General features: G+C 71.0%; 10 protein-coding genes. 3 read left to right on the top strand and 7 right to left on the bottom strand.

What is annotated here, in order from left to right; genetic code table 11:
- Window positions 1–25: 25 nt before the first annotated feature.
- Window positions 26–2,920, bottom strand: coding sequence for a vitamin B12-dependent ribonucleotide reductase (locus A949_RS0130975; protein WP_019359952.1), 2,895 nt, complete (start codon window positions 2,918–2,920; stop codon window positions 26–28).
- A gap of 163 nt (window positions 2,921–3,083) precedes the next feature.
- Window positions 3,084–3,734 (bottom strand): transcriptional regulator NrdR, encoded by a 651-nt coding sequence (nrdR, locus tag A949_RS35180; RefSeq protein WP_019359951.1) that lies wholly within the window; start codon window positions 3,732–3,734, stop codon window positions 3,084–3,086.
- 785 nt (window positions 3,735–4,519) lie between these two features.
- On the opposite strand from nrdR, the gene lexA reads away from it, so the two are divergent.
- Window positions 4,520–5,329, top strand: a complete 810-nt coding sequence (gene lexA / locus A949_RS0130965; RefSeq protein WP_026005209.1) for a transcriptional repressor LexA — start codon at window positions 4,520–4,522, stop codon at window positions 5,327–5,329.
- A gap of 230 nt (window positions 5,330–5,559) precedes the next feature.
- On the opposite strand, the gene A949_RS0130960 is transcribed toward lexA, so the two are convergent.
- The 4 genes from A949_RS0130960 to A949_RS0130945 all read right to left on the bottom strand — a co-directional run bounded on the left by A949_RS0130960 (window position 5,560) and on the right by A949_RS0130945 (window position 12,535).
- Window positions 5,560–7,551 (bottom strand): ATP-dependent DNA helicase, encoded by a 1,992-nt coding sequence (locus A949_RS0130960; RefSeq protein ID WP_019359949.1) that lies wholly within the window; start codon window positions 7,549–7,551, stop codon window positions 5,560–5,562.
- A 154-nt stretch (window positions 7,552–7,705) separates the two neighbouring features.
- Window positions 7,706–9,508, bottom strand: coding sequence for an IucA/IucC family protein (locus A949_RS0130955; protein WP_019359948.1), 1,803 nt, complete (start codon window positions 9,506–9,508; stop codon window positions 7,706–7,708).
- A 72-nt stretch (window positions 9,509–9,580) separates the two neighbouring features.
- Entirely contained in the window at window positions 9,581–10,351 is a 771-nt protein-coding gene (locus A949_RS0130950) for a GNAT family N-acetyltransferase (RefSeq protein WP_443332997.1), read from the bottom strand.
- A 225-nt stretch (window positions 10,352–10,576) separates the two neighbouring features.
- Window positions 10,577–12,535 (bottom strand): IucA/IucC family protein, encoded by a 1,959-nt coding sequence (locus A949_RS0130945; protein ID WP_019359946.1) that lies wholly within the window; start codon window positions 12,533–12,535, stop codon window positions 10,577–10,579.
- Between the two features lie 291 nt (window positions 12,536–12,826).
- Between A949_RS0130945 and A949_RS0130940 the strand changes: the two genes are divergently transcribed.
- Together A949_RS0130940 and A949_RS0130935 are read left to right on the top strand one after the other, a co-directional pair.
- A complete protein-coding gene (locus A949_RS0130940) occupies window positions 12,827–14,044 on the top strand; it encodes a trypsin-like serine peptidase (RefSeq protein WP_019359945.1) in 1,218 nt (405 codons plus the stop codon).
- 75 nt (window positions 14,045–14,119) lie between these two features.
- Window positions 14,120–15,319, top strand: coding sequence for a trypsin-like serine peptidase (locus tag A949_RS0130935; RefSeq protein WP_026005208.1), 1,200 nt, complete (start codon window positions 14,120–14,122; stop codon window positions 15,317–15,319).
- Between the two features lie 111 nt (window positions 15,320–15,430).
- Here the strand turns inward: A949_RS0130935 and hflX are convergent, their stop codons facing one another.
- Complete coding sequence (gene hflX, locus A949_RS0130930; protein WP_026005207.1) at window positions 15,431–16,930, bottom strand: GTPase HflX; 1,500 nt, start codon at window positions 16,928–16,930, stop codon at window positions 15,431–15,433.
- Window positions 16,931–17,090 lie beyond the last annotated feature (160 nt).

The raw sequence follows: 17,090 nt of genomic DNA, 5'->3' as shown, positions 1-17,090 counted from the left end.
CCGCAGGACGCGGACCCGCCCGCTGTCAGCTGCAGCCGCTGGTCGAGCCGCAGCCCTCGCACAGGTAGCAGCTGCCCGCGCGGCGCATCTTGGTGCCGCAGGAGAAGCACAGCGGGGCGTCGGCGTTGAGGCCGAGCTGCATCTCCATCAGCTCGGTGGAGTTGTGCGCCTCGCGCGGGGCGGGGGCGGCGGCCTCCGGCTCGGTGGCCGTGCGCTGCTCGTCCTTGCCGTCCTTGGCCTCCTCGCCGGACGCCGCCCGCTCGGCCTTGGGAGCCGACTGGGCCAGGGCGTCCGCGTCGAACTCGTCCTCGGACGCCTCGTAGGAGCCCGTCTCCAGGTGGCGCTGGCGCTCGGCGGCGGAGTGGATACCCAGCGCGGAACGGGTCTCGAAGGGGAGGAAGTCCAGCGCCAGACGGCGGAAGATGTAGTCGACGATCGACTGGGCCATCCGCACATCGGTGTCGTCGGTCATGCCGGCCGGTTCGAAGCGCATGTTGGTGAACTTCGAGACGTAGGTCTCCAGCGGGACCCCGTACTGGAGGCCGACGGAGACGGCGATGGAGAAGGCGTCCATCATGCCCGCCAGGGTGGAGCCCTGCTTGGACATCTTGAGGAAGACCTCACCGAGACCGTCGTCCGGGTAGGAGTTGGCCGTCATGTAGCCCTCGGCGCCGCCCACCGTGAAGGAGGTCGTGATGCCGGGGCGGCCCTTGGGCAGCCGGCGGCGGACCGGACGGTACTCGACGACCTTCTCCGGTTCGGGCGCCTCCGCCTTCTTCTCCTCCTTGGCCTTCGCCGACAGCGGCTGGCCGACCTTGCTGTTCTCGACGTAGACGGCGAGCGCCTTGGTCCCGAGCTTCCACCCCTGGAGGTAGATCTCCTCGACGTCCTCGACGGTGCTGCTCGCGGGCATGTTGACCGTCTTGGAGATGGCACCGGACAGGAAGGGCTGGGCCGCGGCCATCATCCGGACATGCCCCATCGGGGAGATGGACCGCTCGCCCATGGCGCAGTCGAAGACCTCGTAGTGCTCCGGCTTGAGGCCGGGTGCGTCCACGACGTTGCCGTGCTCGGCGATGTGCTCGACGATCGCCTCGACCTGCTCGGGCTGGTAGCCGAGGCGCTTGAGGGCCTTGGGGACCGTGTTGTTCACGATCTGCATCGAGCCGCCGCCGACGAGCTTCTTGAACTTGACCAGGGCCAGATCGGGCTCGACGCCGGTGGTGTCGCAGTCCATCATCAGGCCGATGGTGCCGGTGGGGGCCAGCACCGACGCCTGCGCGTTGCGGAAGCCGTTCTTCTTCCCGAGCCGCTGCACGTCCTGCCACGCCTCGGTGGCCGCGGCCCACACCGGGCTGTCCAGGTCGTCCGTGCGGGGAGCCGCGTCGTTGGCGTCGCTGTGCTGCTGCATGACGCGCCGGTGCGCCTCGGCGTTGCGGGCGTACCCCTCGTAGGGGCCGACCACCGCGGCGAGCTCGGCCGAGCGCTTGTACGAGGTGCCGGTCATCAGAGAGGTGATGGAACCGGCCAGCGCGCGCCCGCCGTCGCTGTCGTAGGCGTGTCCGGTGGCCATCAGCAGCGCACCCAGGTTGGCGTAGCCGATTCCCAGCTGGCGGAAGGCGCGGGTGGTCTCGCCGATCTTCTCGGTGGGGAAGTCGGCGAAGCAGATGGAGATGTCCATCGCCGTGATGACCAGCTCGGTCACCTTCGCGAAGCGCTCCGCGTCGAAGGCCTGGTTGCCCTGGTCGTCGTCGCGCAGGAACTTCATGAGGTTGAGCGAGGCCAGGTTGCACGAGGAGTTGTCCAGGTGCATGTACTCGCTGCACGGGTTGGAGGCGGTGATCCGGCCCGTCTCCGGCGAGGTGTGCCAGCGGTTGATCGTGTCGTCGTACTGGATACCGGGGTCGGCGCAGACGTGGGCGGCCTCGGCCATCTTGTGGAAGAGCTTCTTCGCGTCCACCTCCTCGACGACCTCACCGGTCATCCGGGCACGCAGCGCGTAGTTCGAACCGGATTCGACGGCCTTCATGAACTCGTCGTTGACCCGGACCGAGTTGTTGGCGTTCTGGTACTGGACGGAGGCGATGTCGTCGCCGCCCAGGTCCATGTCGAAGCCCGCGTCGCGCAGGGCGCGGATCTTCTCCTCCTCCTTGACCTTGGTGTCGATGAACGCCTCGACATCCGGGTGGTCGACGTCCAGGACGACCATCTTGGCGGCGCGGCGGGTCGCACCGCCCGACTTGATCGTCCCGGCGGAGGCGTCGGCGCCGCGCATGAAGGAGACGGGCCCCGAGGCATTGCCACCGGAGGAGAGGAGCTCCTTCGAGGAGCGGATACGGGAGAGGTTCAGGCCGGCTCCGGAGCCGCCCTTGAAGATCATGCCCTCTTCCTTGTACCAGTCGAGAATCGACTCCATGGAGTCGTCGACGGACAGGATGAAGCAGGCACTGACCTGCTGGGGCTGCTTCGTCCCGACGTTGAACCACACCGGGGAGTTGAACGCGAAGATCTGGTGCAGCACGGCATAGGCGAGTTCGTGCTCGAAGATCTCCGCGTCCGCGGGGGAGTCGAAGTACCCATGCTTCTCACCGGCCGCCCGGTACGTCTTCACCACGCGGTCGATGAGCTGCTTGAGGCTGCTCTCCCGCTGAGGAGTGCCCACCGCGCCGCGGAAGTACTTGCTCGTAACAATGTTGACCGCATTCACCGACCAGAAGTCGGGGAATTCGACGCCACGCTGCTCGAAGTTGATCGAACCGTCGCGCCAGTTGGTCATGACGACGTCGCGGCGCTCCCAGTTCACCTCGTCGTACGGGTGCACTCCGGGGGTCGTGTGGACGCGCTCGATACGCAGTCCGCTCTTCGCCTTGCCGCCCTTTGCGCGGGAGCCGCGTGCCGGGCCGCTCGTCGTCTCTGTCATTCCGCCTCCCTGTGTGGGGCATAACGCCCCAACATGCCCCGGTTCTTCCCCGAGAGCTGTGCCTGTCTGATGACCCGGGCACGGTGCGTGTCCAGGCCAAGTCTCTGCGTGTGCCGAGGACGCACCCCGGCTGCCGGCCGCGCGGCGCGGAGCGGCTCCCCGTTCAGTCCGCGGCGGCAGCGGCGGAGGCCCCTTCGCCCCCGCGCGCCCGGGATCCCCCCGGCGCCGGGTCTCCCCCGCCGGCGGGCGGCGGCACCTCGGGCAGCACCCGCGCCTCTCCCCCGGCGGCACGCCCCCTGCCCTCGCGGGCTCCGTCGGCACCTTCGCACTCACCGGCGGCTTCGTCCCCCCGAACCCCGGGGGCGAGTGACTGCACCTCGCGCAGTTCGGATATGGCGGTCTCGAAGTCCTCCAGGGACTCGAACGCCTTGTAGACCGAGGCGAAGCGCAGATAGGCGACGAGGTCGAGGTCCTGGAGCGGGCCGAGTATGGCGAGTCCGACGTCGTGCGTGGACAGTTCCGCGCTCCCGGTCGCCCGGACGGCCTCCTCGACCCGCTGCCCGAGCTGGGCCAGCGCGTCCTCGGTCACGGGGCGCCCCTGGCAGGCCTTGCGCACCCCCGCGATCACCTTGTCCCTGCTGAAGGGCTCGGTGACACCGCTCCGCTTGATCACCGTGAGTGATGCGTTCTCGACGGTGGTGAAGCGCCTGGAGCAGTGGGGGCACTGCCGACGGCGCCTGATGGCAGCTCCGTCGTCGGCCGTACGGCTGTCGACCACACGGCTGTCGGGGTGCCGGCAGAAGGGGCAATGCATCGTCTCCACCCTCCCAGGGCCCGCAGAGCCCTCACCGTGCATAACTGATCACGTCGCGGCACCCCCGTCACAGGGGCCCCTCGACTGGCCTCCAGCATAGGCGACATCCCCACGGCGTGAGCACCCGGGGACACAACTTATGGTGGCGCGCGCTCATCAAACCACTAGATCTGGTAGGCGAGAGGCAAGGCCGTCACGACGCGTGTCGCTGTCCGGCACAGCCCACGACCCTACGCGAAGCGGGCCGCGGGAGAGCTCCTGGGGCACGCCTGCGAGACTGTGCCGGACGGCGGCGGCGCACCGCGCACCGGAGCGCCGGCACGGGAGGGCGAGCAGCGGCGCGGGGCGGGGCGGCGACACGGCCCGGAACCGCGGTGCCGCGAGGGCAGGAGTTCACCTAGAGCAGCGATTACGGACAGCGACATACGGCGGCGGAAAACGGCTGGAAATCGCCAGGCCGGGACATGGTCGGCCACCCCTCCCCGCACCTCGACGGCGGGACCCTCCGGGGAGTGCCGGCTGCGGCAGGTGCGGCGCGGGCACATATGGTTGACCCGGCCGAACCGCCGATGCGAGGTGAGACGAGCCGCGGTTACGCGGGGGGAGCCGCGGGCACTCCGAAACGCCCGCCCCGGCTCCCTCGGAGCGGATGTCGCGACCTATACACCCATCGAGCGGTAGAAGTCAGGTGAACTGCGGATTTTCACTCGAACGTGTGTTTGGCGCAACCTTTCGAAACCAACTACCGTTGTCCAGCTAGGGAGAACTTCTCGAGAGGGGCCGACGTGACCACGACCGCAGACAGCGCCACCATCACCTCCCAGAACCGCGCAGCTCAGGCAACAGCTCAGCCCATTGACGAAATTCAGCCGGTGAATGACGCCATGAACGCGGAGATTCAGGACGGCCAACAAGCGAAGCGCTCGCTTCCAGGACGACCTCCAGGCATCCGCGCGGACAGTTCGGGACTCACCGACCGGCAGCGCCGGGTGATCGAGGTGATCCGCGATTCGGTGCAGCGGCGCGGCTACCCGCCGTCCATGCGCGAAATCGGTCAGGCCGTCGGGCTCTCCAGCACCTCCTCCGTGGCACACCAGCTGATGGCCCTGGAGCGGAAGGGTTTTCTACGCCGCGACCCGCACCGCCCCCGCGCCTACGAGGTGCGCGGCTCCGACACGCCGAGCAGCACCCAGGCGGCCACTGACACCACCGGAAAGCCGTCCGCCTCCTACGTCCCGCTGGTGGGTCGGATCGCCGCGGGCGGCCCGATCCTCGCCGAGGAATCGGTCGAGGACGTCTTCCCGCTGCCGCGCCAACTGGTCGGTGACGGCGAACTCTTCGTGCTGAAGGTCATCGGTGACTCCATGGTCGAGGCCGCGATCTGCGACGGCGACTGGGTCACCGTCCGGCGCCAGCCCGTCGCGGAGAACGGCGACATCGTCGCCGCGATGCTGGACGGTGAGGCCACCGTGAAGCGCTTCAAGCGCGAGGACGGGCATGTGTGGCTGCTCCCGCACAACTCCTCGTACCAACCGATCCCCGGTGACGATGCGACCATCCTCGGCAAGGTCGTCGCCGTCCTCCGCCGGGTCTGAGCAACGCGTCGGCGGACGGCCGACGGACAGCGCTGGGGCCGGACGCTCGGTGACCGCGCCCCCTCGCCGCCGACCGAAGGCTACGGGCCGCTGGTTCCCCCCACTCCGGGACCGGCGGCCCGCCGTCGTACCGGGCGCGCGGAGCACGTCGAGGCGACACCAGGCTCCGGCCCACCAAGCCCCGGCCCCCGCGCTCCGCTCCCGCCGCGTGGTGCAGCCCGGGGGCTCGTCTACGCCTTCTTGGCCGCCTCATCGATGGCCGAAAGGGAGCGGCGGACCTGATTGCGGTCCGTCGTGTACCAGAAGTCCGGCATGGAAGTCCGCAGAAAGCCGCCGTAGCGCGCTCGCTGCAGCCGCGGATCCAGCACCGCGACCACACCCCGGTCCCCCGTAGCCCGGACCAGTCGGCCGGCGCCCTGGGCCATCAGCAGTGCCGCGTGCGTGGCCGCCACCGCCATGAATCCGTTGCCGCCCGATTCCTCCACGGCCTTCTGCCGGGCGCTCATCAGCGGATCGTCGGGGCGCGGGAACGGCACCCTGTCCATCACCACCAGTTGGCAGTTCGGTCCCGGAACGTCCACGCCCTGCCACAGGGACAGAGTGCCGAACAGGCAGGTCTCCGCATCCTCAGCGAAACGTCTGATGAGCTCGCCGAGCGTCTCCTCGCCCTGGAGCAGGATCGGGAGCCCCAGCCTGCCCCGCAGTTCCTCAGCGGCAGCCCGCGCACCCCGCATGGAGGAGAAGAGCCCCAGAGTGCGTCCGCCCGCCGCTTCCACCAGCTCCGCGAGCTCGTCGAGCATGTCGCTGCGCTGGACGTCCCGGCCGGGGGGATTCAGATGTCCGGCGACGTAGAGGATGCCCTGCTTGCGGTAGTCGAACGGGGAGCCGACATCCAGCCCGCTCCACACCGGCAACCCGTCGTCTGCGCTCTTCTCTGCCGCCTCGGTCCCCCTGATTCCTTCCGGTGCGAGGCCGAGGGAGGCGCCGACCCCGTTGAAGTCGCCGCCCAGTTTGAGCGTGGCGGAGGTCAGGATGACGGACCGGTCGGTGAAGAGCTTCTCGCGCAGCAGCCCGGAGACGGACAGCGGTGCCACCCGCAGCGATGCTCCGTACCGCTCATGTCGCTCATACCAGAGGACGTCGAACTCGGAGTGCTCGAGGATGCGTTCGGCGACATCGTGGATGTTCTCGATCGCCGCTTTGGCCTGCTTGCGGACCGCGTCCTCGTCCTGGACCGAGGAGTCACGTGTGTTGCCCAGCGCGCTGAGACAGCTGCGCCCGGCGTCGCGCAGCGCCATCAGTGCGTACTCCAGGTCCTCGGGTACGGCTTCCAGCCGGCCCGGCAGGGCGAGCTCCATCAGCCGTTCGAAGGTCTCGGAGGCGGTCTGGAGCTGGTCGGCCGCCTTCTCGTCCACCAGCTTGGCGACGCGGCGCACCGCACGGCCCACACTGCCGGGAGTGAGCTCGCCGGTGGCCACCCCCGTGACGCGGGATACCAGCTCGTGCGCCTCGTCGACGATCAGCACCTCGTGGCCGGGGAGCACGGGGGCGCCCTCGATGGCGTCGATGGCCAGCAGTGCGTGGTTGGTGACGATCACATCGGCGAGCTTGGCCCGCTCCCGGGCGGCCTCGGCGAAGCACTCGGCACCGTATGCGCACTTCGACGCACCGAGGCACTCGCGGGAGGAGACGGAGACCTGGCCCCAGGCACGGTCGGAGACGCCGGGCTTGAGGTCGTCCCGGTCGCCCGTCTCCGTCTCGTCCGACCAGTCGCGCAACCGCAGCAGGTCCTTGCCGAGCTTGGAGGTGGGGGTGGCGCTCTCGAAGGGGTCGAAGAGGCCGTCCTCCTCTTCCTGCGGCACGCCCTCGTGGAGCCGGTGCAGGCACAGGTAGTTCGACCGCCCCTTGAGCATGGCGAACTCCGGGCGGCGCCGCAGCAGGGGGTGGAGGGCCTCGACGGTGCGCGGCAGATCGCGCTCGACCAGCTGTCGCTGCAGCGCGAGCGTGGCGGTCGCCACCACCACCCGCTCGCCGTGGGCCAGCGCGGGGACCAGATAGCCGAGGGATTTCCCGGTGCCGGTGCCCGCCTGCACGAGGAGGTGGCGGCCGTCTTCGACAGCCTCGGCGACTGCCTCGGCCATAGCGGCCTGGCCTGGACGTTCCGTGCCTTTGACGGCGGTGACGGCGGCCTGGAGGAGTTCGGTGACGGCGGGCTTGCTCATAGACCCGACACCTTACGCGGCGCCACTGACACTCCGCTCGGCTGCTTCCCTGCCTGCACGATTCCTTCCGGCCATGACCGGATCAGCCCGAGCCGGAGCGCTCCGTATCCGTATGGGGACGCTCGGTGCGGTCGGCGAGCTGGAGGCCGCGTCCTCAGTGCAGCGGATTGCGCACCGTCCCGTGCACGGCCGCGTGCGGGCGCTCGGACCTGTCCCGGTAACCGTCCGCGTGCAGCCGGTTCCGGTTGAGGCAGAGGCGTTCGATGCGCGGCGTCAGCAGGTCGAACGTCTCGAAGCGGGGCTTCAGCACCGGGAAGCGGGCGTGGTAGCGGTCGATCTCGGCCCGCACGAGCGACCAGAAATCGCGCTCGCCCACCCCGAGCTGGGCCTCGCACAGCGGGGCGAGATAGCGGAAGACCCCCACGAAGAGCGCGGAGTGGATGAACTGCGTCAGGAACGTGGGAGGTTCGCTCAACAGCACCCCCCGGACGTCCCCCGGCATGGAGTCGAGCTCGGGAACCGGCTCGGCGCTGACATTGACGTCGTCCACGAAGTCCTTCATCGCCAGCCGGGTCGGGACGTCGCGCTCGTCGAAGACGACGATGGCGTTCTCCCCGTGCGGCGAGAAGACGGTGCCGTAGCGGTACAGGAAGTGCAGCAGCGGCGGCAGCAGCGCCGCGAACAGGTGCCTGAGCCAGATCCGGGGCTCCAGCCCCGAACGCGCCACCAGTTCGGCGGTGAGGGAATGGCCCTCCGCGTCGGTGTGGATCAGGGAGGCGAGCGTGCGGGCCCGCTCGTCGGGGTCGAGCAACGGGGCGAGCGGTTCGCGCCAGATGCAGCCGAGCAGTTCGCGGTACTGGTAGGGCACGTCGCCCAGCGGCTCGTACACCGGGTGCGGGACACCCACCGAGGCCACCTCGCCCAGGAGGATCACCCGGCACTCCTCGGCGAGGAACGGATCCTGGTCCCGCAGTCCCTGCACCCAGCCGGTGACGGACGGCGCGGCGAGAGTGCGGTCGGTCGGCAGGCCGCGCCAGACGAGTGTGTTGAGGATGGCGAGCGGCAGCTTGACGGTGTGCCGGTCGGGCCTGCTGACGTTGAGGAACGTGCGGATGGACTGCTGGGGCAGCCGCAGGTCCCCGTCGGTCGGCAGCGGAAGGATCTCCTGCGCCGCCACCTGGGGGGCGAACAGCGGCACGACGGTCTCGTCCCACTGCCAGGGGTGCACGGGCATGCAGAGGTAGTCCTGGGGCGCGAGCCCACGCGAGCTCAGCCGCTCCCGGAACGCGTTGAGCGTCTCCCCGCCCAGCTCGCGCGCGTACAGGTCCCCCGCCTCGGCGAGCCGCGGTGTGCCGCGGTACTGCGCCAGCCGCCGGTGCACCGCGAGCCAGGGCAGCGGCTGCGCCGTACGGGCCTCGGGCGCCCAGCGCGCGGCGTCGGCGCCGGAGAAGCCGAGCCGTCCCTTGTTGGCCACCAGCCAGGGGTGTCCCGTCATGTGCCCCTCCAGCTCCGCGTAGCCCAGCGAGGCGAGGTCGGCGGCGGGCAGTTCGGAGGACAGCAGCCCCGCGTCCGCGGTGAGTGTGGCGGTCAGTTCGCGGAGGTAGTGACCGGCCGTCTCACCGCTGAGCCCCAGCAGGGACCTGGCCCGGGAGACGAAGCTCAGCGGATCCGGAGCGGGCTCCAGCGAGGAGGCGTCGACGCTCCAGTGCCCGTAGGCGCCGCGGCGGGCCCGGAAGCGGACGGTGAGCTCCTCGTCCACCCGAAGGGCGTAGCAGCCGGAACCACCACCGGGTGCGGGCTTCGGCTGGAGGATCTCCTCGTAGGAGAACTCGGCGATCAGCTTGGCCAGCAGTCGCCGGGAAGCACGGGCCCAGTGCTCCCGCCCTCTTCCGAGGCCGGCGGGGACGGATAGCGGGGCTACGTCACGTGAGGAGGACGAGGAGGAGGTTCGGGACACGGAGGTTGCTCCTTGCGGGAGGCGTGGATTCAGATGGCGGTGGCCGCACGGCACACGGCAGCGGCCACCGGGTCAGCGCGCGTGGCGCGGCTCGCGGTCCCGCACCATCAGGGCCGCGCGCTTGCCGGGGAGCTCGATCTCGCCGCTGCGCCGGAACCCGGCGCCGAGGAACGCGGCGAGCGAGGGGGCGTTGCGCACGTCGGGCTCGGCCAGGACACGCGTGCACCGGGGGCGCTGCGCCAGGACGAGATCGGCGACCGTGCGCAGCAGCAGCGTGCCCAGGCCTCTGCCGCGGTGCGCCGCGCCGCCGAGGAGCAGATGCACCCCGGTGTCCTGCGGCCGCACCCGGCAGTACCGGGCGAGCGGGTCGAGGTCGGCACGGTAGAGCTCCCAGTAGCTCATGGGCAGGCCGTCGAGGACTCCGAGGCAGGGAACACTGCGCCCGTCGCCGTCCAGCTGGGGCCGCACGTGCGTCTCGGTCACCCGCTCGGGTCCGGCGAGCTCCCAGAAGGCCGCCACCACCGGGTCGTTCATCCAGCCGGTGAGCAGCGGCAGGTCGCCGGGGAGCCCGACCGGCACGAGCCGGAAGAGGCCGGCTCCGGTCGGGACCGCGGGCCAGCTTCCGGGGGCGTCGAGCAGATCCGCCGACGGAGGTCCGGTGTTCCCGTCGGGGCGGGAGGCGGCGACCGAAGCGGCCGGACCTGCGGTGTCCGGGTCGACGCGGACACCGGCGGGTGCTCTCGCGCCGCGCGCAGCGGAGGGAGGTGCGGGGGCGCCCGCCTCGGTGTCCGGGTGCGCTTCCGAGCCGCCGGATGCGGCGCGGAAGGGTTCGGGAGCGCTCAGGTCCGGTGCGGCCGCGGCGCGGTGCGGCCGGCCGGGGCGGTGCACGGCGGAGTCCCGGTCGGGGGCGTCCGGGGCCCGGTCGGGGGTGGTGAGGGGATCGTCGCTGCGGGGGCCGGAGCCGGGCTCCGCCGGTTCCGCTTCGGCGGTACCGGCAGGCGGCGCGGAACCCGGCTGAGGGTGCGGCATGACGACGTCTCCTCTCCTGGGGCGGCCGGAGGCCAGGGGTCAGGGGGCTAGCGGGTTGTCGAGGGTGACGTAGACGGACTGGGTGTCGACCGGGCCGACGAGCTCGTCCATGCCGTGCAGCCGGGTGAGCAGGTTCGCCTTGCAGCGCAGCGTCGGGGAGTCGAGGAGCAGCGCGGGCAGCGGTGAGACGGGTTCCTGACGTGCCGCGTCCTGCAGAAAGCGACGGAGTGCCGCGAGCAGCACCGTTTCGTCGGCGAGCTGCTGGGCGCCGAACGCACCGATGAGGCCGAGGATGTTGTTGATGCCCAGGTAGTAGGCGAAGCGTTCGTCGGTGACGTCGTCCGCGACGAAGGTGTCGCTCTCCACGCCCAGCTCCGGGCCGGGCAGCCGGCGGATGAGTGCGTCCCGGTGCGACGTGCGGAAGTAGTACCCCTGGTTGTCCCGGTAGCGTCCGCCCGTGGGCCAGCCGTGTGTGTCCAGCAGAACGAGCGTGTTCTGCTGATGGGCCTCCAGGGCGATGCCCCCGTGTGCGTCCAGCCAGAGGATCGGCGCCACCACACTGTCCAGGTAGCGCAGGAACCATTCGGCGGCCACCGCGCCGACCGGCCTCCTGGTGTGCCGGGCGAGCGCGTGCACCACGGCCCCGAGCCGGGAGAGCAACGCGCCGGACGGGCCGGGGTTTCCGGAGGTGCGCGGGGCGGGAACCGGCGCGGTCAGTCCGGCGACGCAGACGGCGTCCTCTCCCGCGCCGAAGGGGTTGTGCCGTACGACCGTGTCGAAGCCGGGTACCCGGCCCTCGCCGGGGACGTCGACGCCGAACCAGGCCGGGTCGCGCACGATGTCGAAGCCGGGGTGGGCGGCGCGCCAGGCACGGCCGAGACCACCGCGGAGCAGCCGGTGCATCTCCACGCCGCGCAGCAGTTCCTTGCGGAGGTTCTCGCGGCGCGAGTTGGTGATGCGCAGCCCCACCGAGAGCTTGAGCATCGCACTGCTGTCCGCCCGGAAGACGGTGCGCACCGAGGAGGTGGGGCTCCAGCTCTCCCCCGTGCGGCCGAGGTCGTGCAGGAGTCCGACGTCCAGCAGGGCCCGGACCACGCGGCTGTGCTGTACCTCCCGGGCCTGCCACGGGTGCAGCGGCAGCGGTACGCATTCCTCGGGCAGGCGGCCGGCGAGTGCGCGCCCGCTCAGGCGCAGCGCGAGCTGGGTGACCGGCACGGGCTTGCCCCGGTCGGTCCAGGCGGAGTCCCCCGCGAGCACCGAACGGTGCACCGCCATCCAGTGCAGCGGGAAACTGCCGCGCAGTTCGGGCGAGTAGGCGCCCTCCTCCGCGTCGGAGAGGCCCTCGCGGCTCTTGGGGGTGGGGTGCAGGGGGTGGCCGAAGAGCAGCGCCTGCTCGCCGTCGAGGAACGGTCCGGTGCCCGGCGGGGGCGCGGGGTGGTCGCGCCTGTCGGCGAGGAACCGCGCGGTGCGCTGCACGGAGTCGGCGACCCGGCCCACGAGCGCGGCGTTCTCCGCGGCTCCCGCGCCCTCGGCCGGGTCTCCGGCGGAGCCGGGGGTCCGGGCGGCGTGCGCGGCCTCACGTCCGATCAGGGCGGCGACCGCGACGGCCTGCAGCGGGGCGGCGGCCTCCGGCGCCCCCTCCAGGCGCGGCGGGTCGAAGCGGTGCCAGCCCACGGGCGACCAGTGCCGTACCGGGACCAGCAGCGCGGTGCCGCTGGCGGACAGCGGAATGCGCAGCACCCCGTTCCGGGGGGCCTCCGGGGTCGTCTCGCGGACCCAGCAGCGCAGCAGGTTCTCCACCGCGGCGGCGTCGGCCGCCGCACGGGGATCCGGGTGTTCGAGCGGATCGCGACGCGGACGGCGTGCGTGGTGCTCCGGGGATTCCTGGTCGGAAGGCGCGAGACGGCGCTCCTGCTGGGGGACCGTCGGCTCGATCAGGTCGGCGAGCCTCCGACGGACCGGTTCCGTCGGCTCGTCGGCTCCGGAGCGCGCGTTCACTGAAGTCTCCTCCGCTGGTGTCGACCGGGCGCGCCGGGCAGCGAGCCACTGTCCCCCGTACGTACCAACGAGGTGAACGGCCCCCGATCACGGCCTGCGTGAAGTTCCCTCCACGGCCCCCGTGGAATGCGGAGCATTCGGGGGCGCGTGTGGAGGTCGCGCACCCCCGGGGAACCGCGGACCCTGCTGTGCCCGTCCCGAACACCACCGGGCATAGTGGGGGCCGCCCTCACCCGGCGAGGTGCATGACAAGTCAACAGGCACGAGATCCACTTCAGGGGGAGTTCAGCGATGCCATCGATAGCCAGGTCCGCGCGGCGCCGACCGGCGCTGGCCGCGGCAGCGGTCGCCGCCGTGCTGGCGGTCACCGCAACCGCCTGCGGCCCGGAGGACGACAACGCCGACGCCAAGGCCGACTCGGCCTCCTCGCAGGAGGCGAGCCGCGACGCCAAGAAGGACCTGGGGCTCCCCGACGATCTCCCGAAGGACCTCCCGACCTCCCTGGACGACCTGGACGCCTGGAAGAACGGCGCCTGGAAGAACTGGGACCGGGACAAGTGGCTCAAGGAAGCCAAGGACTTCTTCAACCCGATCATCGACGACCTGTGGGACCCGGACCGCATGAAGGACGCGGACGGGAACGACCGCGAGGTCGACGACTCGGACATCGACGACAGCCCGAGCGGCGGCAGCGACGGCACCGGTGAGGACGAGGGTGTCACCGACCCGAAGCCCGAGGCGGTCGAGGCCACCGCGGTCAAGACGCCCTACACCAAGGACGATCTGCCCGTCGGCAAGGTGTTCATGGACACGCCGAAGGGGGCCATGGTCTGCTCCGGCTCCGTGCTGAAGGACCCGCGCCATCCGGGCAAGTCCAACCTGGTCGCCACCGCGGGACACTGCGTGCACGGCGGGGCGGGCAAGGGCTGGTACCGCAACGTGGTCTTCGTGCCCGACTACAACCCCACCGGGCTGTCGAACAAGCAGCTCGCCACCGCGTCGCAGAGCCAGGTCGCCCCGGACGGCATCTGGTGGGCCAAGCGCGCCCGTACGACCAAGCACTGGATCCAGAACGGCGCCGAGCGCGGCGGCAAGGGCGCACAGCAGGACTTCGCCGTGCTCCAGGTCCAGCCCGAGGACAAGAGCAGCGCCTCGCTGGAGGAGAAGGCCGGCGGCGCCCTGCAGGCCACCTTCACCACGCCGCAGGTCAAGTCCATCAAGAGCCTCGGCGCCGTGGGCTACCCGGCCGCACCGCCCTTCGACGGCTCCCGGATGTACCGCTGCGACGACAAGCCGGGCCGGCTGACGATCGACCCGCAGCAGCCCTCGATGTACCGCATCGGCTGCACCATGACGGCGGGTTCGTCCGGCGGCCCCTGGCTGGACTCCTCGGGCACCCGGCTGCTCTCGGTGACCTCCATCGGCCCGATCACCGCCGACTGGCTGGCCGGTGCCCGCCTCGGCAAGGAGGCCAAGGCCGTCTTCGACACGGTCAGCAAGGAGAGCTGAGCGCCGATGCGACCGGAAGAACGCCGTGCGCGCCAGGCGCACCTCTCGTACGGATCCTCAGGGGGACCTCGGATCATGCCACGCATACGCAGGGCCGGACGCGGACGTCCGGTGCTGGTCACCGCGGCACTCGCGGCGACGCTCGCCCTCACCGCCACCGCCTGCTCGAGCGGCGACGACTCGGACAAGAAGGCGGACGCCAAGCCGGCCGCTTCCGATTCCGCCCAGGGCGACGACGGGAAGGACAGGCTCGGCCTCCCCGACAAGCTGCCCAAGGACCTGCCCACGTCGATGAAGGACCTCGAGGGGTGGAAGAAGGGCGCCTGGAAGGACTGGGACAAGGACCAGTGGGTGCGTGAGGCCGAGGATTTCGCCAACCCCTACATCAAGGGCCACTGGGACCTGGGGCGGATGAAGAAGGCCGAGGACAACGAGAAGAACGTCCCGAAGGACATCGAGAGCACCTCCGGCGCCGCGAACACGGCGGAACCGCGCCCGGTCAAGGCGCAGGCCGTGAAGACCCCGTACACCCGGAACGCGGCTCCGGCCGGCAAGGTCTTCATGGACACTCCGGAGGGCCCGATGGTCTGCTCCGGAACGGTCGTTAAGGACCCGCGCCACCCGGGCAAGTCCAACCTGGTGGCCACCGCCGGGCACTGCGTCCACTCCGGCGGGAGCGGCGGCTGGCTGCGCAACATCACCTTCATCCCGGCCTTCAACGACAAGGGCCGCTCCATGCCGGCCGTCAACAGCGCCCCGCCGCAGGAGGTCGCACCGTACGGCCAGTGGTGGGTGAAGTGGGCCCAGACCAGCAACTACTGGATCCAGAAGGGTGCCAAGTCCGGCGGCGGAGGCTCCCAGCAGGACTTCGCGGTGCTGCGCGTGGAGCCGGTGAACAAGTCGGGCAAGTCGCTGGAGGAGACCGTCGGCAACGCCATCAAGGTCAACTTCCACGCGCCCTCGTCCTCCCGGATCAAGGGAGTCAGCAACTACGGCTACCCGGCGGCTCCGCCCTTCGACGGGGCCAGGATGTACTCCTGCACCGACCGCCCGGGCGCGCTGACGATCGACCCGCAGCAGCCCGCGCTGTACCGCATCGGCTGCACCATGACGGGCGGGTCCTCCGGCGGCGCCTGGCTGATCGAGGGCTCCGGCGGCAAGCCCGAGCTGATCTCGGTCAACTCCATCGGCCCGCACCCGGCCACCTGGCTGGCGGGGCCGCGGCTGGGGGCGACCGCCAAGGCGGTCTTCGACGCCGCCAGCAAGAAGGGCTGACCCTGCCGGGCGCGCCGGTTCCGGCGCGCCCGGCGCACATCGGACGAGGGCCGTCCCTCCCGGTCTCCGGGAGGGACGGCCCTCGTTCTCGTTCCGGTGCGGTGCGCGCTGCTACGGCCGGGCGGCCAGCAGCTGGAATCCGCGCAGTTCCGCGGCGAGTTCCTCGTGCACCCGCGCCTTGAGCAGGGTGCCCTGTTCGACGTGCTCCTCGGAGAGCACCTCGCCCTGGGAGTGCACGCGGGAGACCAGCTTGCCCTCGGTGTAGGGAAGCAGCACCTCCAGCTCCACGGACGGATGCGGCAGCTCGTTGTCGATCAGCTCCCGCAGTTCGTCGACGCCCTGCCCGGTGCGGGCGGAGACGACCAGCGCGTGCTTCTCGGTACGCAGCAGCCGCTGCAGGACCAGCGGATCGGCGGCGTCGGCCTTGTTGACGACCACGATCTCGGGCACCTCGGCGGCGCCCACCTCGCGGATGACCTCGCGCACGGCGGCCAGCTGCTCCTCCGGGGCGGGGTGTGCCCCGTCCACCACGTGCAGGATCAGGTCGGCGTCGCCGACCTCCTCCATGGTGGAGCGGAACGCCTCCACCAGGTGGTGCGGAAGGTGCCGGACGAACCCGACCGTGTCGGCCAGCGTGTAGGCCCTGCCGGTGGGGGTCTCCGCCTTGCGCACCGTCGGGTCCAGGGTGGCGAACAGCGCGTTCTCCACCAGCACACCCGCGCCGGTGAGGCGGTTGAGCAGGGAGGACTTGCCCGCGTTGGTGTATCCGGCGATGGCGACCGACGGCACCTTGTTGCGCCGCCGGTCCTGCCGCTGCACGTCGCGGCCGGTCTTCATCTCCGCGATCTCCCGGCGCATCTTCGCCATCTTCTCGCGGATCCGCCGCCGATCGGTCTCGATCTTGGTCTCACCGGGACCACGCGTGGCCATGCCGCCACCCGCCGAGCCGGAGCCACCGCCGCCCATCTGCCGCGAGAGCGACTGTCCCCAGCCCCGCAGCCTGGGCAGCATGTAGTTCATCTGGGCCAGTGCCACCTGCGCCTTGCCCTCCCGGGACTTGGCGTGCTGGGCGAAGATGTCCAGGATCAGTGCCGTGCGGTCCACGACCTTGACCTTGACGACGTCCTCGAGGTGGATGAGCTGGCCGGGAGTGAGCTCGCCGTCGCACACCACGGTGTCGGCACCGGTCTCCAGGACGATGTCCCGTAGCTCGGCGGCCTTGCCGGAGCCGATGTAGGTGGCCGCGTCGGGCTTGTCCCGGCGCTGGACGACTCCGTCGAGGACCAGGGCACCCGCGGTCTCGGCGAGGGCCGCCAGCTCGGCGAGGGAGTTCTCCGCGTCGTCCGCCGTGCCGGATGTCCAGACGCCGACCAGCACCACGCGCTCGAGGCGCAGCTGCCGGTACTCGACCTCGGTGACGTCCTCCAGCTCGGTGGAGAGACCCGCCACGCGGCGCAGCGCCGCACGCTCCGAGCGGTCGAGCTGCGCACCGTCACGGCTTTCGTCCAATGCGTGACCGGGAGTGACGTCCTCTTCCATCAGGGCGCCGGCTCGGCGGTTCGTCTTGGCGGTGCGCTGGCCGTTCTGTGGAAGGGAAGAGGAGTGGGTCAAGTGGATCCTTAGGTCGACGGACTGTTGCGTACGGAACAACGCCGCAACGGCGCGGAAGATTCCCGGCGCGCGCCGGCCCCTCGGGGCCCACGGCGCGGCGGCGCGCGGCCACAAGGATGGTCGCACGGCGCAGCAACGGCGTCACCCGTATTTGCCGCCA

Source organism: Streptomyces sp. AA1529 (assembly GCF_000280905.1).
Taxonomy (GTDB): Bacteria; Actinomycetota; Actinomycetes; order Streptomycetales; family Streptomycetaceae; genus Streptomyces.
This window is presented reverse-complemented; position numbering and strand designations above follow the sequence as displayed.

Bases quoted from the DNA above. Each gene is read 5' to 3' on its own strand.
- A949_RS0130935 (WP_026005208.1), top strand. From the start codon at position 14,120: ATGCCACGCATACGCAGGGCCGGACGCGGACGTCCGGTGCTGGTCACC.
- A949_RS0130940 (WP_019359945.1), top strand. From the start codon at position 12,827: ATGCCATCGATAGCCAGGTCCGCGCGGCGCCGACCGGCGCTGGCCGCG.
- A949_RS0130960 (WP_019359949.1), bottom strand. From the start codon at position 7,551: ATGAGCAAGCCCGCCGTCACCGAACTCCTCCAGGCCGCCGTCACCGCC.
- nrdR (WP_019359951.1), bottom strand. From the start codon at position 3,734: ATGCATTGCCCCTTCTGCCGGCACCCCGACAGCCGTGTGGTCGACAGC.
- A949_RS0130975 (WP_019359952.1), bottom strand. From the start codon at position 2,920: ATGACAGAGACGACGAGCGGCCCGGCACGCGGCTCCCGCGCAAAGGGC.